This is a genomic window from Streptomyces sp. NPDC048277, assembly GCF_040652235.1.
Taxonomy (GTDB): Bacteria; Actinomycetota; Actinomycetes; order Streptomycetales; family Streptomycetaceae; genus Streptomyces.
The window spans coordinates 389217-409652 of the sequence record NZ_JBEZLQ010000002.1 but is presented as its reverse complement, the minus strand read 5'-3'; the positions used below and the strand labels follow the sequence as shown (position 1 = coordinate 409652).

Below are 20436 nucleotides of genomic sequence, written 5' to 3'. Positions count from 1 at the left end.
GCGTGCACCCGTCCTGTCCTACACCGACATCACGCGCGCGTGCAGGGCCGTGACCGCCTTCCGCGCGGAGCTGAACGCGCCGTGCTGCCAGGCGTCCGTGTAGCTGAGCCAGTCACCGGCGAAGTAGACCCGGCCGGTGGGCTCGTCGAGGGGTTTGTAGCGGACGTCGTCGGGGCCGCCGGGGGTGTCGTGCCAGGCGGCCTCCAGGTGCGGTGTCTGCCGCCAGTGGTGGGAGAAGGAGGAGGCCAGCTCGGTGCGGTACTTCTCGCCGTAGATCTTCACTCCGGCGGCCACCGCGCGCTGTTCGCGCCCGGCCGGGGTGAGCGCGGCGTAGGAGTCCGCGTCGTCGTCGTAGTTGTAGTAGCCGATGAGGACGCCCCGTTCGCCGTGGAAGCCGTACGAGGGGTGCCAGATGTGGGTGACGTCCTGGTCGGTCTCGGTGATGCCGCCGTAGATGTGGTGGTCGAGTTCCCACCAGCGGGAGCGGTACTCGAGGCCGATCTTGGCCGCGGACGACGGCGTGATGGCCTCCAGGGCGCTCTGTACGCCGGAGCCGAGGTTGTGCGGCACCCTGGCGAGGATGTTGGGCGGCATGGCGGCCACGCAGTAGTCGGCCTCGACGGCCTTGGTGCGGCCGCCCTCGGTGTACGTCACGGTGACACCGTCGCCCTTGTCGGTGATCCTGGACACGACGGCCCCGGTACGGACCCGGTGGGCGCCGATCGCCCGGGTGAGCGCCTTCGGTATCCGGTCCATGCCCCCGACCGGCTGGAACATCAGCATGGCCTGGTCGAAGCCGAACTCGAAGGAGAAGTAGCGCCCGACACCGCTCGCGAACACCTGGGAGGCGGTCGGGACGTCGCCGAGGAGCACTCCGGGGGTGCCGGCGGCGGCCGGTACGGTCGTGTATCCGCGCCGCTCACCGCCCTCGTACGTCAGTCTGTCGCCGAGTTCGCCCCAGTCCTTGAGGAACTCGACGAGCCGCTCCTGGTCGGCGGCCGTCAACTCCTTGTCCAGGGCGCCCTTGTTCGTGGCCTTGGCGAGCAACTCCGAGACGTAGCCGTACACATCGGCCTTGGCGGTGCGGTAGCGCTCGGGCTTCGTCATGCCGGCGGACTCGTTGTAGAGGTACGCGTCGGCGTTGACGTTCGTGAACACCTGGATGGGGACGCCGAGTTCACGGCAGTAGTCGAGGGTGATCATCCACTGCGGGATGCGGGCCGGTCCGGCGTTCATGTAGTGGCCGTCGGCGAACCGCGCGGTCTGTGTGTTGCCGTAGAGGTCGGTGGTCGAGTCACCGCCGCGCACGGTGAAGTTGCGGCCGCCGGTACGGTCCCTGGCCTCCAGGATCGTACAGTCGTAGCCGGCCTTGCCCAGTTCGTACGCGGTCGCGAGGCCGGCGATGCCGCCGCCGAGGACGACGACCCTGGCCGCGGCGCGCCCGGTGAGCGCGAAGTCGCCGGCGCGCGGTGCCCGGAAGGCCTCCGCGCGGGCGGTGGGAGCGAGGCCGAGGGCTCCCATGGTGGCGAACATGGCGCCGGCTCCGCCGGTGACACCGACGTTCCTCAGGAACGCCCGCCGACTCGTCCCTGACCTGTACTGAGGCTGTGCCATGACGGGACTCCCCTTCCGATCTTGAACGAAGACCGGGGAAGCGTCCCAGCGCCGCGTTACGGCGCAACGGTTACTCGTGTATCCCACACGTTTCTACGGCTGTGAGGGCGACCATCCCCGTGAACGCCGGGGCGTGCCGGTGGAGAACGCGGAAAACACCGAGGGACCGCACCTCGGAAGGCACGGCCCCTCGGTCAGGAGCTACTGCTCAGTGAGCGTTCAGCTCTGGCCGCCCGCGAGCTTCTCGCGAAGCGCGGCCAGCGCCTCGTCCGAGGCCAGCGCACCGGAGGTGTCGGCGCCCTCGGAGGAGTACGAACCGCCACCCGCGGCCGGAGCCGCACCCGCGGCGTCGCCGCCCTCCTCGGCAGCGGCAGCGTCGGCCTCGCGGCTCTTGATGACCTGCTGCTGGTGCTGCTCGAAGCGCTGCTGCGCCTCGGCGTACTGGTGCTCCCACGCCTCGCGCTGGGTCTCGTAGCCCTCGAGCCAGTCGTTGGTCTCGGGGTCGAAGCCCTCGGGGTAGATGTAGTTGCCCTGGTCGTCGTAGGACGCGGCCATGCCGTACAGGGTCGGGTCGAACTCGACCGTGGCCGGGTCGGCACCGAAGGCCTCGTTGGCCTGCTTCAGCGAGAGGCTGATGCGGCGGCGCTCGAGGTCGATGTCGATGACCTTGACGAAGATCTCGTCGTTGACCTGGACGACCTGCTCCGGGATCTCCACGTGGCGCTCGGCCAGCTCGGAGATGTGGACCAGACCCTCGATGCCCTCGTCCACGCGGACGAACGCACCGAACGGAACCAGCTTGGTGACCTTACCCGGGACGACCTGACCGATCTGGTGGGTCCGGGCGAACTGCTGCCACGGGTCTTCCTGGGTCGCCTTCAGCGACAGGGAGACGCGCTCGCGGTCCATGTCGACGTCGAGGACCTCGACGGTGACCTCCTGGCCGACCTCGACAACCTCGGACGGGTGGTCGATGTGCTTCCAGGACAGCTCGGAGACGTGGACCAGACCGTCGACGCCACCCAGGTCCACGAAGGCACCGAAGTTGACGATCGAGGAGACCACACCGGAGCGGACCTGACCCTTCTGGAGGGTCGTGAGGAACGTCTGGCGGACCTCGGACTGGGTCTGCTCCAGCCAGGCACGGCGGGACAGGACCACGTTGTTGCGGTTCTTGTCCAGCTCGATGATCTTCGCCTCGAGCTCCTTGCCCACGTAGGGCTGGAGGTCGCGGACACGGCGCATCTCCACCAGGGAGGCCGGGAGGAAGCCGCGGAGGCCGATGTCGAGGATGAGACCACCCTTGACGACCTCGATGACGGTACCGGTGACGATGCCGTCCTCTTCCTTGATCTTCTCGATGGTGCCCCAGGCACGCTCGTACTGGGCGCGCTTCTTCGAGAGGATCAGGCGGCCTTCCTTGTCCTCCTTCTGGAGAACAAGGGCTTCGATCTCGTCACCGACGGCGACGACCTCGTTGGGGTCGACATCGTGCTTGATCGAGAGCTCGCGGCTCGGGATGACACCTTCGGTCTTGTAACCGATGTCGAGCAGGACCTCGTCCCGGTCGACCTTCACGATGACGCCGTCGACGATGTCGCCGTCGTTGAAGTACTTGATCGTCTCGTCGATCGCGGCGAGGAAGGCTTCCTCGTTACCGATGTCGTTGACCGCTACCTGCGGGGTGGTGGCGGTGGTCTCGGTGCTGCTCGTCATGTGAGAAAGGGCTCCGGTACGGACATTGAAGTCGTAGGTACTGCTTACGCCGGGAGCCTGTTTCGCTCTGCAGAAGCCGGACAGCCTGGGAAGCGCCACCCGAAACACTGGTGACGCCTCGACAACCGAGGGGACATACATACAGATGCGAGCGCAGCCTGCTACGTCTGAGGTGCGCAGGCCCGCAGCGCAACTTGTAGCATACGGGGGCAGCCGGGCAGGGTCAATGCGCGAAGGCGCACACCCGGGGCGGAACACCGCATACCCGGCACAAGAAACGTCCCACCAGGCCACGCACGCCTGAGAGACCCCCTCCGTGACACACCCGCCGACGGGTTGCACGGAAGAGTACGACGAGGGAGCCGATCATCCAAGAGCCCGATTCGTTCGACCTGGAAGAGGCCGGTTCGACGGCCGGCGCCGAGGCCGAACCGGAAGCCACCCGGCGTGCCGCCGGGGTCGCGGAGAGCAGCCGGGCCAACCGGGGCTGGTGGGACCGCAACGCCGACGAGTACCAGATCGAGCACGGCACGTTCCTGGGCGACGACCGCTTCGTGTGGGGCCCCGAGGGCCTCGACGAGGTGGAGGCGGAGCTGCTCGGCCCGTCGGAGGAGCTGAAGGGGAAGGACGTCCTGGAGATCGGCGCCGGCGCGGCCCAGTGCTCGCGCTGGCTGGCCGCCCAGGGTGCCCGGCCGGTCGCCCTGGACCTCTCGCACCGCCAGCTCCAGCACGCGCTGCGCATCGGCGGATCGTTTCCCCTCGTCTGTGCGGACGCGGGTGCGCTGCCCTTCGCGGACGCGTCGTTCGACCTGGTGTGCTCGGCGTACGGCGCGCTGCCCTTCGTCGCCGACCCGCGCCTGGTGCTGCGCGAGGGGCACCGCGTGCTGCGTCCCGGCGGCCGTTTCGTCTTCTCCGTCACCCACCCGATCCGCTGGGCGTTCCCGGACGAGCCGGGCCCCGAGGGCCTGTCCGTGTCGGCCTCCTACTTCGACCGGACGCCGTACGTCGAGCAGGACGAGGACGGCAGCGCGGTGTACGTGGAGCACCACCGCACGCTCGGCGACCGCGTCCGCGACATCGCCTCCTCGGGTTTCCGGCTGGTGGACCTGGTGGAGCCGGAGTGGCCGGCCTGGAACTCGTCCGAATGGGGCGGCTGGTCCCCGCTGCGGGGCGGTCTCATCCCCGGCACGGCGATCTTCGTGTGCGAGCGGGACTGAAGGACCGGGACTGAAAAACCACCCGCACGCGCGCGTGCGGGTGGTTTCCGGGGGCGTACGACACTAGGGGCGTGATCCGTTACGACGCCCTGGAAGCGCTGCCCGTACGACAGGCCCTGCCCGGCCTGGAGGACGCCCTGGAGGGGCACGGCACCGCCGTCCTCGTGGCACCGCCCGGCACCGGCAAGACGACGCTGGTGCCGTTGGCGCTGGCCGGGCTGCTGGGCGAGGGGCCCGCGCGACGGGTCGTGGTGGCCGAGCCGCGCCGGATCGCCGCCCGTGCGGCGGCCCGCCGGATGGCATGGCTGCTCGGCGAGCAGGTCGGGCGGAGCATCGGCTACACCGTGCGCGGCGAGCGGGTCGTGGGGCGGCACGCGCGCGTGGAGGTCGTCACGACCGGTGTGCTGTTGCAGCGTCTGCAACGCGACCAGGAGCTGTCCGGCGTGGACGTCGTCGTCCTCGACGAATGCCACGAACGGCATCTGGACGCCGACACGGTGGCGGCCTTCCTCTGGGACGTACGGGAGACGCTGCGACCGGAGCTGCGCCTCGTGGCCGCGTCGGCGACGACGGACGCCGAGGGGTGGGCGCGGCTCCTGGGCGACGCGCCGGTGGTCGAGGCGGACGGCGTGTCGTACCCCGTGGACGTGGTGTGGGCGCCGCCGGCGCGTCCGGTACGGCCGCCGCACGGGATGCGCGTCGACCCCCTCCTGCTGGCACACGTGGCGTCCGTCGTGCGGCGGGCCCTGGCCGAGCGCTCCGGGGACGTGCTGTGCTTCCTGCCCGGGGTCGGCGAGATCGCGCGCGTGGCCGGGCAGCTGGGGGACCTCGGGGACACCGAGGTGCTCCAGGTGCACGGCCGGGCACCGGCGGTCGTGCAGGACGCGGTGCTGGCGCCCGGGGCGCGGCGCCGGGTGGTCCTCACCACGTCGGTGGCGGAGTCCTCGCTGACCGTCCCGGGCGTCCGGGTGGTGGTCGACTCCGGACTCGCGCGGGAGCCGCGTGTCGACCACGCGCGCGGGTTGAGCGCGCTGGCGACGGTAAGGGCGTCGCGCGCGGCCGGGCGGCAGCGTGCGGGGCGCGCCGGGCGTGAGGCGCCGGGGGCGGTGTACCGGTGCTGGTCCGAGGCCGAGGACGCCCGCCTGACGGCTTTTCCGGCACCTGAGATCAAGGTGGCCGACCTGACCGCGTTCGCCCTCCAGACGGCCTGCTGGGGCGATCCCGGGGCCACGGGGCTGGCACTGCTGGATCCACCGCCGGGCGGGGCGATGGCGGCGGCACGGGGGCTGCTGACGGCGGTCGGGGCGGTGGACTCCGTCGGCCGGGCCACGGGGAGGGGGGTGCGGTTGGCGCGGCTGGGCTTGCACCCCCGGCTGGGGCGGGCGCTGGTGGACGGAGCCGCGGTGGCGGGGGTGGAGCGGGCCGCGGAGGTGGTCGCGTTGTTGAGCGAGGAGGTTCCTCGGGAGTACGGGGACGATCTGGGGGCTGCGCTGCGGAGTGTGCGGCGTGGGGGTGACGCCTATTCCGGGAGGTGGCGTGCGGAGGTCCGGCGGCTGCGGGCCGTCTTCGACGACATCTCCCGCCCACCGGCCCATCGCAGTCGGTCAGCAGGCGAGGTCGAGGTCGGGTACGGGCCGGACACCCCCGACGATCAGATCGCCGGGCTCGTCGCCGCCCTCGCCTTTCCCGAGCGGGTCGGCCGGGCGGACGGCGGTTCCTACCTCATGGTCTCCGGGACCCGTGCCGAACTCCGGGAAGGGTCGCCGCTGCGGTCCACGCCCTGGCTCGCCGTCGCCGTCGCCGACCGGCCCCTCGGGAAGGGGCACGCGCGGGTGCAGCTCGCGGCGGCCGTGGACGAGGAGGTCGCGCGCGTGGCGGCCGGGGCGTTGCTGGACGAGCGGGACGAGGTGCACTGGGCCGACGGTGAGGTCGTCGCACGGCGCGTGGAACGGCTCGGGGCGATCGAGCTCGCGGTGCGGCCGCTGCGGGACGCCGACCCCGCCCTGGTACGCGACGCGCTGCTCGAAGGGCTGCGGCAGGAGGGGTTCGGCCTGGTGCGGTGGACGCCCGACGCGGCCGTACTGCGGCAGCGGCTCGCTTTCCTTCGGCTGCACCTCGGGGAGCCCTGGCCCGACGTGTCCGACGACGCGCTGCACGCGCGCGTGGACGACTGGCTGGAGCCGGAGCTCGGCAGGGCCCGGCGGCGGGCCGATCTCGGGCGGATCGACGCCGGGGAGGCGCTCCGGCGGCTGCTGCCGTGGGCGAGCGGGGAGGCGGGGCGGCTCGACGAGCTGGCGCCCGAGCGGATCGCCGTACCCAGCGGGTCGCGGATCCGGGTCGACTACGGGAATCCCGAACAGCCGGTTCTCGCCGTGAAGTTGCAGGAGATGTTCGGATTGCAGCAGTCGCCTGCCGTGGCCGGGGTGCCGGTGCTGGTGCATCTGCTGTCTCCCGCCGGGCGGCCCGCCGCCGTCACCGCCGACCTCGCCTCCTTCTGGAAGGACGGCTACAAGGGCGTGCGGGCCGAGCTCCGGGGGCGGTATCCGAAGCATCCCTGGCCGGAGGATCCGGCCACCGCCGAGCCCACCCGGCACACCAACGCGCGGCTCAGGCGCTGACCGGTTCCGGGATCGCGGACTCGGCCGGCTGCGGGTCGGCGGGGCGCCGGCTCAGCGCCTCCAGGCAGAGGGAGAGGGCGAGCAGCGCGATACCGAGGGACAGGAAGCCCCAGGGGAGGTAGGAGGTCAGCAGCAGGACGATCGTGCGGTTGTGCTTCACCAGGGCGACCGTGTGCTCGATGTAGTCCTCGCGCATCTTCACGTCGCCGGCGAAGGCGGTCACCTTGGCGCGGCCGCCCAGCAGGGTGCCGCCGCGCAGTTCCTCCTTGTGGAGTTCCTCGCCGTAGACGGGCGCGCCGGTGACGGGTTCCACCCAGAACTTGCGGACCGTCGTGTACCAGCGGGTGGTGCCGGTCTTGGCGACGGTCTCCGGGGTGATGCCCTGCACCGGCATCTTCTTGGGCATCGCGACCTTGGTCCACGGGATGGTCTGCTCGAAGTAGTAGACCTTGACGCCCCGGAAGGTCTGCGCCCCCTTGTAGTGGATGGGGTTGGTGGTGCGGGTCTGCGCGTCGAAGTACTCGTAGTCCCGTTTCTCGGTCAGGAACGGCCACTTGAACTCGATACCGTCCCGGCTCACCGGGTCGCCGTCGACCATCTCGCCGGTGGCGTGGACGGGTTCCTGGCTGTGGGCGTCGAAGATGTAGCGCTCGGGGATCTCGGAGACCATCTTGCCGTCGGGCCCCTGGACGTAGGACAGCCCGTCCCAGACCACGACGTCCCGGCCCGCCGTCCGCTCGATCTCCTTCGCGGCCTCCACATTGCCCTTGAGGGTCTGCACGATGGTGACCTGGGGGACCTTCTTCGCCTTCATGGTTCCGTAGTCGAGAAGCGTGGCGTTCTTCGCCACCAGGACCATGTCCTGGTACTGGTTCGGCGGGATCTTGGCGAGGCGCGGGAAGGCGTACCAGCGCAGCATCGGGGACAGCGTCGCGAAGAACACGGCGCAGGCGAGCAGGACCAGACTGGCCTTGCGGCGCATCTCGGCCTCCCGGGGCGGCGGTTACGGATGTGACGGCACCGTCGTGAGCAGCGGCTTGGGGGACGTCTTTCCGGTCGGCGACCCCAGGGCGCTGATCGTGACGACCAGGACGACCGCGAGGGTGAGACCGGTCGCGGCGGCGATCAGAGCACGCATGCGGGGCCTCCCGGCGGCTTCGGTTCCTGATGGATCGTCAGGTCCGGGCACGGTAGCAACGGGAGGGTGAGAAGAGAACAGGTCTCACACGCGAGGGCGCCCTCCCGCGTCGGCGGAAGGGCGCCCTCGTCGTCGTACGACCGGGACTCAGGACGTGGCTGAGGCGCTCGGGGAGGCGGAGGCCGAGGCCGAGGCCGACTCGGAGGCGGTCGGCGAGGGGCTCGCCGAGCTGTCCGCCGCGGCGACCGTCAGCTCGACGGTGAGCGTCGCACCGCCGGTGGTGGTGATGCGCAGCAGGAACGTGCCGGTGGTGTCGTCCGCGTACAGCTTGGGCAGCGTGAGCAGGCCGTTGGCGTCCGTCTGGAGGTCCGTCAGGGTGCGGACGGCGTTGCCGTTCGCGTCCTTGAAGTACGGGCCCTGGTCGTTCTCGCTGGTGTCGTCCGCCGACTTGACGAGGGTGGCGGTGGCGGCGACCTTGTCGGCGACGGCACCCTGATAAGTGGCCTTCGTCTGCACCTGGTCGGCGAACTCGCCGCCCGGGGTGCAGGTCAGCGCGGTGGTGTTGACGAGGGCGAGGGTGTCGGCGGCGCGCGCGGTGACGGTCGCGTCGTAGTCGACGCCCTTCACCGTACGGCCGACCACGCCGGCGTGGACCGTGAAGTCGCCGGTCTTCTCGCCCGCCTGGAGCGCGGGGGCGACGGCGACGCCCTTGCTGTCGGTGGCGACTACGGCGGTGCTCTCGCCGCCGGTGAAGGTCGCGTCGGTGGATCCGACGATGGTGAAGCGGACCCGGACCTTGGCGACGGTCCGGCCGGCCACGGTCTCCGCGCGCGTGCTGATCTTCTTGGTGAACGCGTCGCCGGTCATCGCCGTGAGCGTGGCGGTGCCCGCGTCCTCCAGGTGGTCCACGGTGTCGGTGGCCGTGGGCGGCAGGGAGGGCGACGTGCTCGGGGTGCTCGGCGTGGGCTCCGAGGGGGTCGGCGTGCTCGTGCCCGGCGTGCTGGGCGACGGGGAGGCACTGGAGCCGCCGGAACCGGACCCGGACGTGCCGTCGTCGCTGCGGTGGCTGGGCACGGTGCCGGTGCCGTCCGGGATCGAGTGGGTGCCCTTGCGGTAGTACTCGTACCAGGACATGACCAGGTTCAGGTAGTCCTGCGAGTTGTTGTAGCTGAGGATCGCGCTGTTCATGTCGGCCTGGACGGACAGGTCCCAGCCGTAGCGGCACAGGTAGTAGCCGGCGGCCAGCGCCGCGTCGTAGACGTTGTTGGGGTCCTTGACGCCGTCGCCGTTGCCGTCGCGGCCCGCCCAGGCCCAGGTCGACGGGATGAACTGCATGGGGCCGACGGCCTGGTCGTACTGGCTGTTGCCGTCGTACTTGCCGCCGTCGGTGTCCTTGATGAGCGCGAAGCCGTTGCCGTCGAGCTCGGGGCCGAGGATCCGGTGCAGGGTGTTGCCCTCGGCGTCGACGTCACCGCCGCGGGCCTGTCCGGACTCCACCTTGCCGATGGCGGCGAGCAGCTGCCAGGGCAGGTTGCAGCCGGGCTTGGCGCTGCGCAGCTCCGTCTCGGCCTTCTTGTAGGCGTCCAGGACGGTGGCCGGTATGCCGGCCTCGGCCTCGCCCCTGGCGACGGCGGTGCCGATGCTCGACGAGGAGGCGGTGGGGCCGGTGCTGGGGTTCGGGCTGTTCAGCGGCGGCAGGTCCGTGTAGTACGGCGAGTTGCCGGTGGCACCACCGGTCGCGCCGGCCGTGTCGGGTGCGGAGGTGCTGGCGCCGGCGTTGGCCTGTCTGCCCGTGTCGCCGGTCGTGCTGCCCGGTGCCTGGGACGCGGACAGAGCCGCTACCGCCAACGCGGCCGCGGCGGTCGTCGCCGCTCCCTTGCGCAGCCGCCTGCCGAATTGCGCCGCCATAGTGGTGAACCCCTCCCCTGGGCGCCTTCTGAGCGCCCGTTTCCGTCTGTCCGCTCGCCCTGGTGTGACGGTTGACCCGGTGCTGTGGTTGCCCCCGTTACCTCTTTCGAGTTGTGAGGTCGTGCACCCGGCCGTACGCGCCCGGGGCGGCGACCCAGGCGACACTACGACAACTTGCTTTCCACGGACACCCACCGGTGCCCGATTTTCACCAGTTGGCCATCCCCCGTTGAACGATGGTGGCTTCCCGGATACTTGTCGTACGCGATCTCTGTTCGGCACACCGGCCGACGACCGCTCCAGGGGGCCCGGGTGCCGTTCACTCTCAGCCATGCCGCCGCCGTGCTGCCCGCCGTGCGCGGTGACGGGACCGGGCGGGGGCGGCTGGTGCCGGCGGTGCTCGTCGCGGGGTCCTTCGCCCCCGACCTCGCCTACTACGCGGCGAGCGCGGTGCCGGGCGCGATGGAGTTCGGCGAGTTCACCCACTCCTTCACCGGTGTCTTCACCGTCGATGTGCTGTTCTCCTGGGCGCTGGTGGGGCTGTGGCTGCTGGTGCGGGAGCCGCTGGTGGCCCTCGCGCCGCGGACCCGGCAGGGGCGGTTGGCCGGGCTGCTGCGCTGCGGGGCGCCACGCGCGCGTGCCGGAGTCCTGGTCGCGGCCCGCTGGTACGTCTCCGCCGTGCTCGGCGCGCTCACCCATGTCGTCTGGGACGCGTTCACCCACCACGACCGCTGGGGCACCCGGCTGATCCCCGTGATCGGCCGGGACGACGTCGCGGGCATGCCGCTGTACACCCTGCTCCAGTACGGCAGTTCGGCGGCGGGCGCGGCCGTGCTCGCCGTGTTCGTGGTCCGCGCGGTACGGCGGGCGCGGGCCGGGGAGCCGGTGGGGGTGCCGCCGCTGTCGGTACGGGACCGGTGGTGGGCCGGGATCGGGATCGCCGGCTGCGCCCTGGTCGCGGCGGTGCAGCGGGCCACGCGGTGGTGGGACTACTGGGGTGCTACGGCCAAGCCCTGGGAGCTGCTCCCCACGGTGCTCTTCGGAGCGGGCGCGGGACTGTTGCTCGGGGTGCTGGGGTACGCCGTGGCGGTCAGGGTGCGGCGTCCGGCTCCGGTGACCGACGGCGTGCGGCGGAGCCCGTCGGCCGTTCGGTGAGGGTCGCCACGAACACCGTCATGGTGCGGGGGCGGCGGGGGCCGGGGAGCGCGGTGAGGAGCAGCGCGAGGTAGCTGCGGGCGAGGTCGAGCCACTGGCGCGGGCCGAGGCGGGCGCGGAGCCTGCGCCGCAGGCGGGTGACCGCTCGGCGGACGGTGACGGCGAGGTCGGTGGGGATGCGGGCGGAGCTGGCGCCGGCGGCTTGGGCCGGGGCCGACGGGGACGCTGTGACCTGAGCGGAGGCGGAGGCGGAACGGGCCTTGGCCCGGGGCCTGCTCTGGGGCGTCCGGCGGTGAACCATGCGTATACCCATGGCCGCATCCTTGCCGGTGGCGAGGGCGGGGGCGTTCTGACGGGGTCCAGGTGAGTGACGGGGGCACCGCTCCACCCGAGTCGGGGAGCGGTGCCCTCTCCCGGCTTTCGCCGGAGGCTAGTGCGCTGCCGACTCCCAGTCCGGGCCCACGCCCACCGAGACGTCCAGTGGGGCCCTGAGGTGGACCGCGTCGGACATCTGCGCGCGAAGGACGGATTCGACCTCCGCGCGCTCGCCGGGCGCGATCTCCAGGACGATTTCGTCGTGGACCTGGAGGAGCATGCGGGACTTCAGCTCCGCCTCGCGGAGCGCGCTGTCCACCCTGAGCATGGCGATCTTGACGATGTCCGCCGCGGTGCCCTGGATGGGCGCGTTGAGGGCCATCCGCTCGGCCGCCTCACGGCGCTGGCGGTTGTCGCTGTTGAGGTCGGGGAGGTAACGGCGGCGGCCGAACAGGGTCGCCGTGTAGCCCGTGGCCCGTGCCTCGTCGACGACGCGGCGCAGGTAGTCGCGGACACCGCCGAAGCGCTCGAAGTACGTGTCCATCAGGCCCCGTGCCTCGCCCGCGTCGATGTTCAGCTGCTGGGAGAGGCCGAAGGCCGACAGTCCGTACGCGAGGCCGTACGACATCGCCTTGATCTTGCGGCGCATCTCCGCGTCGACGGCCGACCGGTCGACGTCGAACACCTGTGAGGCGACCGTGTTGTGCAGGTCCTCGCCGGAGGTGAACGCCTCGATCAGGCCCTCGTCCTCGGAGAGGTGGGCCATCACCCGCAGTTCGATCTGGCTGTAGTCGGCGGTCATCAGCGACTCGAAGCCCTCGCCCACCACGAAGCCCCGGCGGATCGCCCGGCCCTCGTCGGTGCGGACCGGGATGTTCTGGAGGTTCGGGTCCGTGGAGGAGAGACGGCCGGTCGCGGCGACGGTCTGGTTGAAGGTGGTGTGGATACGGCCGTCGGCGGCGACGGTCTTGATCAGTCCCTCGACCGTCACCCGGAGCTTGGCCTGCTCGCGGTGCCGGAGCATGATCACCGGCAGTTCGTTCTCGGTCTGGCCGGCGAGCCAGGCGAGCGCGTCGGCGTCGGTGGTGTAGCCGGTCTTGGTCTTCTTGGTCTTGGGCAGGGCCAGCTCGCCGAAGAGGACCTCCTGGAGCTGCTTGGGCGAGCCCAGGTTGAACTCGTGGCCGGCGGCCGCGTGCGCCTCCTTCACGGCCTGCTGCACCGCGCCCGCGAACATCTGCTCCATCGCCTCCAGGTGCGCGCGGTCGGCGGCGATGCCGTGCCGCTCCATGCGGGCGAGCAGGACCGAGGTGGGCAGTTCCATGTCGCGCAGGAGGTCCGCCGCGCCGACCTCCTGGAGCCGGTCCCCGAAGGCATCGCCGAGGTCGAGGATCGCGCGGGCCTGGATCATCAGGGCCTCGGCGCCGTCGTCCGCGCCGAAGGCCAGCTGGCCGTCGGCCGCGGCGGCCGGGGCCAGCTCGCGGTGCAGGTACTCCAGGGACAGCGCGTCCAGGTCGAAGGAGCGGCGGCCGGGCTTGACCAGGTACGCGGCGAGGGCCGTGTCCATGGTGACGCCCTCGATGCTCCAGCCGTGCTCGGCGAAGACCCGCATCGCGCCCTTGGCGTTGTGGAAGACCTTCGGCCTGGCGGCGTCGGCGAGCCAGGCCGCCCACGCGTTCACGTCGGCCTCGTCGAGCTCGGCCGGGTCGAACCAGGCGGCCGGGCCCTCGGCCGTGGCGAGGGCGACCTCGGCCACCGAGCCGGTGCCGAGCGCCCAGGTGTCGACGGTGGCGATGCCCAGCGGCGCCGTGCCGTGCTCGGCGAGCCAGCCGGCCAGCTCGCCGGTGCCGAGGACGGTGGCGTCGACTTCCACGCCCGCGTCGGCGACCGGCGTGGACTCGGCCTCCTCGCCCCCGGGGTCGACGGCGTAGAGCCGCTCGCGCAGGGACGGGTTGCGGATCTCCAGGGTGTCCAGGATCATCGCGACGTTCTTGCGGTCGTACGGCGCGCGCTCCAGGTCGGTGACCGTCTTCGGCAGCTGCACGCCGCGCTCCAGCTCGGTGAGCCGGCGGTTGAGCTTGACGGACTCCAGGTGGTCGCGGAGGTTCTGGCCCGCCTTGCCCTTCACCTCGTCGACGCGCTCCACCAGCTCGGTGAAGGAACCGAACTGGTTGATCCACTTCGCGGCGGTCTTCTCGCCGACTCCCGGGATGCCGGGAAGGTTGTCGGACGGGTCGCCGCGCAGGGCCGCGAAGTCGGGGTACTGGGCGGGCGTCAAGCCGTACTTCTCGAAAACCTTCTCCGGGGTGAACCGGGTCAGCTCGGAGACACCCTTGGTCGGGTAGAGGACCGTGGTGTGCTCGGTGACCAGCTGGAAGGAGTCCCGGTCGCCGGTGACGATCAGGACGTCGAAGCCCTCCGCCTCTGCCTGGGTGGCGAGGGTGGCGATGATGTCGTCGGCCTCGAAGCCCTCGACGGCGAAGCGCTGCGCGTGCATCGCGTCGAGCAGCTCGCCGATCAGCTCGACCTGGCCCTTGAACTCGTCCGGCGTCTTGGAGCGGTTCGCCTTGTACTCGGCGAACTCCTCGGAGCGCCAGGTCTTGCGGGAGACGTCGAACGCCACGGCGAAGTGCGTGGGCACCTCGTCGCGCAGGGTGTTGGCCAGCATCGACGCGAAGCCGTAGATCGCGTTCGTCGGCTGGCCCGTCGCGGTCGTGAAGTTCTCCGCGGGCAGCGCGAAGAACGCGCGGTAGGCCAGCGAGTGCCCGTCCATGAGCATCAGCCGGGGACGGGTCCCGCCGGGGGTCTTGTCGGTCTTAGTCGATGCTGTCTCTGCCACGCCCCCGATCCTGCCACGCCCCACTGACACACCGCGCTCCACGAGGGCCGACGGATCGGGTTACACCGAGCCGGGCACCGCACGGACCGCACTGTCGCAACCGCTCGCGGGAATTCTGCCGCCATTTCAGACAAACCTCGCATAAGTCGACGAAACATACCGAGTGACTGATATCACACACAAGTACCTGGGCCGGCAAGGCAGCTGAGGCTCGGTCTCCCTCGATCGTTGTCGGTGGCGCGTGCGAGGATCGGGTGCACATGGCAGTGGTGCAGGCGTAGAAAGAGAGCGTGCGATGGCGACAAAGCCGCCCAACGGGGATCCGGTTCAGGACGCACCGCGGGTCGAGGAGCCGAAGCACGCGGCCGCCGGGCTGCCGGCCATCGGGCACACCCTGCGCATCGCCCAGCAGCAGATGGGTGTGAAGCGCACCGCGCTGACGCTGCTGCGGGTCAACCAGAAGAACGGCTTCGACTGCCCCGGCTGCGCCTGGCCCGAGCCCGAGCACCGCCATGCCGCCGAATTCTGCGAGAACGGCGCCAAGGCCGTGGCCGAGGAGGCCACCCTGCGCCGGGTCACGCCCGAGTTCTTCGCCGCGCACTCCGTCGCCGATCTGCACCACCGCAGCGGCTACTGGCTCGGCCAGCAGGGGCGACTCACCCACCCCATGTACCTGCCCGAGGGCGCCGAGCACTACGAGCCGGTCAGCTGGGAGCGCGCCTTCGACATCATCGGCGAGGAGTTCGCCGCCCTCGGCTCCCCCGACGAGGCCGTCTTCTACACCTCGGGGCGGACCAGCAACGAGGCCGCGTTCCTGTACCAGCTGTTCGCGCGCGAGCTCGGCACCAACAACCTGCCGGACTGCTCCAACATGTGCCACGAGTCGTCGGGCTCGGCACTGACCGAGACGATCGGCATCGGCAAGGGCAGCGTCCTCCTCGAGGACCTCTACAAGGCCGACCTGATCATCGTCGCCGGACAGAACCCGGGGACCAACCACCCCCGGATGCTCTCGGCGCTGGAGAAGGCCAAGGCCAACGGCGCGAAGATCATCAGCGTCAACCCGCTCCCCGAGGCAGGGCTGGAGCGGTTCAAGAACCCGCAGACCCCCCAGGGCATGCTCAAGGGCGCCGCGCTCACGGACCTGTTCCTGCAGATCCGCATCGGAGGCGACCAGGCCCTGTTCCGGCTCCTCAACAAGCTCATTCTGGAGACGGACGGCGCGGTCGACGAGGAGTTCGTGCGCGAACACACCCACGGATACGAGGAGTTCGCGACGGCCGCCCGCGCCGCCGACTGGGACGAGACGCTGGCCGCGACCGGCCTCAGCCGCGCCCGGATCGAGGAAGCCCTGGGCATGGTGCTCGCCTCGAAGCGGACGATCGTCTGCTGGGCCATGGGCCTCACCCAGCACAAGCACTCGGTCCCGACGATCCGGGAAGTCGTCAACTTCCTTCTGCTGCGCGGCAACATCGGCCGCACCGGCGCCGGCGTCTGCCCGGTCCGCGGCCACTCGAACGTGCAGGGCGACCGCACGATGGGCATCTTCGAACGCCCGGCCCCGGCCTTCCTGGACGCCCTGGAGAAGGAGTTCGGCTTCGCGCCCCCGCGCGAGCACGGCTTCGACGTCGTCCGGGCGATCCGCGCGCTGCGCGACGGCGAGGCGAAGGTCTTCTTCGCGATGGGCGGCAACTTCGTCTCCGCCAGCCCCGACACGGAGGTCACCGAGGCGGCGATGCGGCGCGCGCGGCTGACCGTGCACGTGTCGACGAAGCTCAACCGCTCGCACGTGGTCACGGGCGCGCGGGCGCTGATCCTGCCGACGCTCGGCCGGACCGAGCGCGATCTGCAGGGCAGCGGCGAGCAGTTCGTCACCGTCGAGGACTCCATGGGCATGGTGCACGCCTCGCGCGGCCGGCTGGAGCCCGCGAGCCCGCAGCTGCTGTCGGAGCCGGCGATCGTGTGCCGGCTGGCACGCCGGGTCCTCGGTGACAACAGCCGTACGCCGTGGGAGGAGTTCGAGAAGGACTACGCGACGATCCGCGACCGCATCGCGCGCGTGATCCCCGGTTTCGAGGACTTCAACGCGCGCGTGAACGGGACGGCCGGCCGACCCGGCGGCTTCGCGCTCCCGCACGCCCCGCGCGACGAGCGCCGTTTCCCGACGGCCACCGGCAAGGCGAACTTCACGGCGGCGCCGGTCGAGTACCCCGAACTACCCGAGGGCCGGCTGCTGTTGCAGACGCTGCGCTCGCACGACCAGTACAACACCACGATCTACGGCCTGGACGACCGCTACCGCGGCATAAAGAACGGCCGCCGGGTGGTCCTGGTGCACCCGGAGGACGCGCGGGCGCTGGGCGTGGCCGACGGGTCGTACGTGGACCTGGTGAGCGAGTGGAAGGACGGCGTGGAGCGCCGCGCGCCGGGCTTCCGGGTGGTGCACTACCCGACGGCCCCCGGCTGTGCGGCCGCGTACTACCCCGAGACCAATGTGCTGGTGCCGCTCGACGCCACCGCGGACACCAGCAACACCCCGGCCAGCAAGTCCGTCGTCATCCGCCTGGAGAGCGGCACGCAGCAGCCGACCGGCGCCGTCTGAGCATCCGCTCAGCCCGTCTGGAAGAATCGGCGGCCGACTGAGCGTTTGCTCAGTCGAGAAAGCCGTACGACGAACGGAGCCGGTCCATGGGCGAGCAGCAGCGTGTGCAGTTCCCGCAGGAGGTCATCGACGAGTACGCCGCGCTCGGGGTCGACCTGCCGGCCCTGTTCTCGGCGGGCCACCTCGGCACACGCATGGGCGTCGAGATCGTCGAGGCCTCCGCGGACCGGGTCGTCGGCACCATGCCGGTGGAGGGCAACACCCAGCCGTACGGGCTGCTGCACGGCGGTGCCAGCGCGGTGCTGGCGGAGACCCTGGGGTCGGTCGGCTCGATGCTGCACGGCGGCAGCTCCAAGATCGCGGTCGGCGTCGACCTGAACTGCACGCACCACCGCGGGGCCCGTTCCGGCCTGGTCACCGGTGTGGCCACGCCGGTCCACCGGGGGCGCTCCACGGCGACGTACGAGATCGTGATCAGTGACGAGGAGGGCCGCCGGGTGTGCACGGCCCGCCTGACCTGTCTGCTGCGGGACCTCGACGGCACGACGCTCCCCTCGGCCGTTCAGCGCTGACGCGGTCCGGAGCCGAGGTGGTCCGGGGCCGCCGCCCGCCCGCCGGGCCCATTGCTCCCGGCCGTCCACGCCCGTAATTTCGGGGCATGGGACGGCGAGGAGGCGGCCTGCCGGGACTGAGCGCACCGGTGGTGCTCGGGCTCGCTCTGCTGACCGGCTGCGGCGCCCCCGCGCCCACCCCGGAGAACTCGGCGTCCCCCACCGCGTCCCCCTCCTCCGCGTCCCCGTCGGCGGCCTCCGCCGCCGGACTGTGCGCCTCGATCGTCGCGCACTGGTCGCGCGAGGTGCTCGACAGCGGCACCTACGGCGACTACCAGTCGATGGGGCTGTCCAACGGGCAGTACGAGATCCTCAGGGACGTCGTGGACGCCGCGCGGGCCGTCGAACGCAGCCAAGGGGCCGCTGCCGCCGACCGGTTGATCGACCGCCGGTCGCAAGCCGCCTGCACGGCGCGGTACCGCAACGGCACACCGACGGGAGGCCCCTGGCAATGAGCACGGGTGGAACAACCGGAACGGGCGGAACAAGCGGACCGAGCGGAACAAGCGGACCGAGCGGCATCGGCCCCGTCGAACCGGGTGAGGGCACCCACGCATGGGACGCACCGGACGTCCCCGAGGCGGCCATCCCCGCTCCCCGGCACCCCGCCCGCCGTCGCACCGCCCTCGCCCTCGCCACGGCGGCCGCCCTCCTCGCCGGCGGCGGCTACCTGATCGCCACCCGCCCGCACCCACCGGCCCCGACGCCGCCCGAAGTCCCGTACCCCGCGCAGACGGTGGCGTTCGCCTTCCTGGACGGCCGGGCCACTCCCCCGGGCGCCCCGCCCCGCAGCTTCAGCTTCGCGGTGCGCATGACCGTACTGGAAGGGCCGCCGGTCACCGTGCCCAAGGTGGCCCAGCCCTACGCCGGCCTCACCCTCACCGAGTCGCCGCAGGCACCTTTTCGGACAAAAGCGGGCTCGCCCCGCGAGATCACGATCACGATGCATGTGACCGATTGCGGAAAAGTTCCGAAGGATGCCGGACTTCCTTTCCTGGACGTAACTCTACGTAATACCCGCGCAATACAAGTACAGAGTTTCATCCTGGGGTCCCGCTACGCACAGCACCTCTCACGCGCCCTGAAAGTCGCCTGTAGCAACATATAGCAACCGCTTTCCGTAATCACCAAAACCATCGAGACACCTGATCCGGCGACGGCAGGTCCTGCGGGGTCTCAGCATGCGGACGGGGCGAATCGGCCGGAATTCCGCTCTTCTCCGCACCATGTACCGCTCTGCATTACCTCGTGTCATAACAAGAGCGTCACAGCATCGGCCAGACCCTCCTCCACATTCCCCGCACCCGCCTAGAGTCACGGCCAGTCACGGCGTCACCGGATTCTTACTTCGACCAGACGCGCGGGGCTCGACCGTTTCCACGGGGATGCGGTTGTTCAGGGGAAAGGACTGATCGTGCGTCAACGTTCGCTCATCGCCATCACCGCCGCGCTGGCAGCGGGAACACTCACCCTCACCGCCTGCGGTTCGCGAGACAGCGGCGACAAGGGCTCGGGCTCCGGCAGCGGTGGCACCACGGTCACCATCGGCGTCGACGCTCCGCTGACCGGCGACCTGTCCGCGCTCGGCCTGGGCATCAAGAACTCGGTCGACCTGGCGGTCAAGCAGGCCAACAAGAAGAACTACGTCAAGGGCGTCACGTTCAAGATCGAGGCCAAGGACGACCAGGCGCAGCCGTCCTCCGGCCAGGCGAACGCCTCCGCGTTCGTCGGTGACAGCAGCGTCTACGGCGTGGTCGGCCCGCTGAACTCCTCCGTCGCCCAGTCGATGCAGAAGGTCTTCGACGACGCGAAGCTGGTCGAGGTCTCCCCGGCCAACACCAACCCGGCGCTGACCCAGGGCGACAACTGGCAGACGTCGAAGTCGCGTCCGTTCAAGTCGTACTTCCGTACCGCGACCACGGACGCCATCCAGGGCCCGTTCGCCGCGCAGTACGTGTACAACACGGCGAAGCTGACCAAGGCCTTCATCATCGACGACAAGAAGACCTACGGCGCGGGCCTCGCCGCCACCTTCACCGGGGAGTTCAAGAAGCTCGGCGGCAAGGTGGTCGGCACCGAGCACATCAACCCCGACTCCAAGGACTACTCCGCGGTCGTCACCAAGGTGAAGAACTCGGGCGCCACCGTGGTCTACTACGGCGGCGAGTACCCGCAGGCCGGTCCGCTGAGCAAGCAGCTCAAGGCCGCCGGCGCCAAGGTTCCGCTGGTCGGCGGTGACGGCATCTACGCCGACGACTACATCAAGCTGGCGGGCTCCGCCGCCACCGGCGACATGGCCACCTCGGTCGGCGCCCCGGTCGAGACCCTCGACTCCGCCAAGGAGTTCGTCAACAACTACAAGGCCGGCGGCTACACGGAGGCGTACGGCGCCTACGGCGGCTACTCCTACGACTCGGCCTGGGCGATCATCGAGGCCGTGAAGAAGGTCGTCGACGACAACGGCGGCAAGCTGCCGTCCGACGCCCGCGCGAAGATCACCGCCGCGGTGCAGAACGTCTCCTTCGACGGTGTGACCGGCAAGGTCTCCTTCGACGAGTACGGTGACGCGACCAACAAGCAGCTCACCGTCTACAAGGTCGACGGCGGGGCCTGGAAGGCTGCCACCTCGGGCACGTTCACGCCCAGCAGCTGACCCACACCCGTACGCAGCACCGAGCCGCGCGGGGCGCTGTTCCACTGGCGCCC

15 protein-coding genes are annotated in these 20436 nt (G+C 70.8%); 8 read left to right on the top strand and 7 right to left on the bottom strand.

Annotated features, from left to right (window positions below; all coding sequences use genetic code 11):
- Positions 1–18: 18 nt before the first annotated feature.
- Both AB0D85_RS06505 and rpsA read right to left on the bottom strand, forming a co-directional pair.
- Entirely contained in the window at positions 19–1614 is a 1596-nt protein-coding gene (locus tag AB0D85_RS06505) for a flavin monoamine oxidase family protein (protein ID WP_362314482.1), read from the bottom strand.
- A 219-nt stretch (positions 1615–1833) separates the two neighbouring features.
- Positions 1834–3330: a 30S ribosomal protein S1 gene (gene rpsA, locus AB0D85_RS06500; protein WP_123977983.1), complete on the bottom strand. Its 1497-nt coding sequence runs from the start codon at positions 3328–3330 to the stop codon at positions 1834–1836.
- Between the two features lie 368 nt (positions 3331–3698).
- On the opposite strand from rpsA, the gene AB0D85_RS06495 reads away from it, so the two are divergent.
- Entirely contained in the window at positions 3699–4547 is an 849-nt protein-coding gene (locus tag AB0D85_RS06495; RefSeq protein WP_362315211.1) for a class I SAM-dependent methyltransferase, read from the top strand.
- A 71-nt stretch (positions 4548–4618) separates the two neighbouring features.
- Positions 4619–7165, top strand: a complete 2547-nt coding sequence (gene hrpB, locus AB0D85_RS06490) for an ATP-dependent helicase HrpB (RefSeq protein WP_362314477.1) — start codon at positions 4619–4621, stop codon at positions 7163–7165.
- Here hrpB and AB0D85_RS06485 read toward each other — a convergent pair.
- The 3 genes from AB0D85_RS06485 to AB0D85_RS06475 all read right to left on the bottom strand — a co-directional run bounded on the left by AB0D85_RS06485 (position 7155) and on the right by AB0D85_RS06475 (position 10211).
- Positions 7155–8147, bottom strand: a complete 993-nt coding sequence (locus tag AB0D85_RS06485; RefSeq protein ID WP_362314474.1) for a DUF3068 domain-containing protein — start codon at positions 8145–8147, stop codon at positions 7155–7157. The genes hrpB and AB0D85_RS06485 overlap by 11 nt on opposite strands.
- A 21-nt stretch (positions 8148–8168) precedes the next feature.
- On the bottom strand, positions 8169–8303 hold the full coding sequence (locus tag AB0D85_RS06480) for an SPW_0924 family protein (RefSeq protein WP_362314471.1): 135 nt from the start codon (positions 8301–8303) through the stop codon (positions 8169–8171).
- A gap of 147 nt (positions 8304–8450) precedes the next feature.
- Positions 8451–10211, bottom strand: coding sequence for a lytic transglycosylase domain-containing protein (locus tag AB0D85_RS06475; RefSeq protein ID WP_362314469.1), 1761 nt, complete (start codon positions 10209–10211; stop codon positions 8451–8453).
- Between the two features lie 312 nt (positions 10212–10523).
- On the opposite strand from AB0D85_RS06475, the gene AB0D85_RS06470 reads away from it, so the two are divergent.
- Positions 10524–11366, top strand: coding sequence for a DUF4184 family protein (locus tag AB0D85_RS06470; protein WP_362314466.1), 843 nt, complete (start codon positions 10524–10526; stop codon positions 11364–11366).
- Here the strand turns inward: AB0D85_RS06470 and AB0D85_RS06465 are convergent.
- Both AB0D85_RS06465 and polA read right to left on the bottom strand, forming a co-directional pair.
- Positions 11302–11679, bottom strand: a complete 378-nt coding sequence (locus AB0D85_RS06465; RefSeq protein WP_362314464.1) for a hypothetical protein — start codon at positions 11677–11679, stop codon at positions 11302–11304. The two genes, AB0D85_RS06470 and AB0D85_RS06465, sit on opposite strands and share 65 nt — an antisense overlap.
- A 117-nt stretch (positions 11680–11796) precedes the next feature.
- Positions 11797–14517, bottom strand: a complete 2721-nt coding sequence (gene polA, locus AB0D85_RS06460; RefSeq protein WP_362314462.1) for a DNA polymerase I — start codon at positions 14515–14517, stop codon at positions 11797–11799.
- A 295-nt stretch (positions 14518–14812) separates the two neighbouring features.
- Between polA and AB0D85_RS06455 the strand changes: the two genes are divergently transcribed.
- The 5 genes from AB0D85_RS06455 (at position 14813) to AB0D85_RS06435 (ending at position 20383) form a co-directional block, all read left to right on the top strand.
- The gene (locus tag AB0D85_RS06455; RefSeq protein ID WP_362314459.1) at positions 14813–17119 is read left to right on the top strand and encodes an FdhF/YdeP family oxidoreductase; all 2307 of its coding nucleotides are present in this window, start codon (positions 14813–14815) and stop codon (positions 17117–17119) included.
- 86 nt (positions 17120–17205) lie between these two features.
- Complete coding sequence (locus AB0D85_RS06450) at positions 17206–17691, top strand: hotdog fold thioesterase (RefSeq protein WP_362314457.1); 486 nt, start codon at positions 17206–17208, stop codon at positions 17689–17691.
- A gap of 86 nt (positions 17692–17777) precedes the next feature.
- On the top strand, positions 17778–18185 hold the full coding sequence (locus tag AB0D85_RS06445) for a hypothetical protein (protein WP_362314454.1): 408 nt from the start codon (positions 17778–17780) through the stop codon (positions 18183–18185).
- A complete protein-coding gene (locus AB0D85_RS06440) occupies positions 18182–18838 on the top strand; it encodes a Tat pathway signal sequence domain protein (RefSeq protein ID WP_362314452.1) in 657 nt (218 codons plus the stop codon). The genes AB0D85_RS06445 and AB0D85_RS06440 overlap by 4 nt, the downstream gene beginning before the upstream one ends.
- 306 nt (positions 18839–19144) lie before the next feature.
- Positions 19145–20383: a branched-chain amino acid ABC transporter substrate-binding protein gene (locus AB0D85_RS06435; protein WP_362314450.1), complete on the top strand. Its 1239-nt coding sequence runs from the start codon at positions 19145–19147 to the stop codon at positions 20381–20383.
- Positions 20384–20436: the final 53 nt, after the last annotated feature.

Excerpts from the sequence above, each read along its gene's own strand:
- AB0D85_RS06440 (WP_362314452.1), top strand. The coding sequence starts at position 18,182 with ATGAGCACGGGTGGAACAACCGGAACGGGCGGAACAAGCGGACCGAGC.
- rpsA (WP_123977983.1), bottom strand. The coding sequence starts at position 3,330 with ATGACGAGCAGCACCGAGACCACCGCCACCACCCCGCAGGTAGCGGTC.
- AB0D85_RS06465 (WP_362314464.1), bottom strand. The coding sequence starts at position 11,679 with ATGGGTATACGCATGGTTCACCGCCGGACGCCCCAGAGCAGGCCCCGG.
- AB0D85_RS06480 (WP_362314471.1), bottom strand. The coding sequence starts at position 8,303 with ATGCGTGCTCTGATCGCCGCCGCGACCGGTCTCACCCTCGCGGTCGTC.
- AB0D85_RS06450 (WP_362314457.1), top strand. The coding sequence starts at position 17,206 with ATGGGCGAGCAGCAGCGTGTGCAGTTCCCGCAGGAGGTCATCGACGAG.
- AB0D85_RS06475 (WP_362314469.1), bottom strand. The coding sequence starts at position 10,211 with ATGGCGGCGCAATTCGGCAGGCGGCTGCGCAAGGGAGCGGCGACGACC.
- AB0D85_RS06485 (WP_362314474.1), bottom strand. The coding sequence starts at position 8,147 with ATGCGCCGCAAGGCCAGTCTGGTCCTGCTCGCCTGCGCCGTGTTCTTC.
- AB0D85_RS06455 (WP_362314459.1), top strand. The coding sequence starts at position 14,813 with ATGGCGACAAAGCCGCCCAACGGGGATCCGGTTCAGGACGCACCGCGG.
- AB0D85_RS06445 (WP_362314454.1), top strand. The coding sequence starts at position 17,778 with ATGGGACGGCGAGGAGGCGGCCTGCCGGGACTGAGCGCACCGGTGGTG.
- AB0D85_RS06505 (WP_362314482.1), bottom strand. The coding sequence starts at position 1,614 with ATGGCACAGCCTCAGTACAGGTCAGGGACGAGTCGGCGGGCGTTCCTG.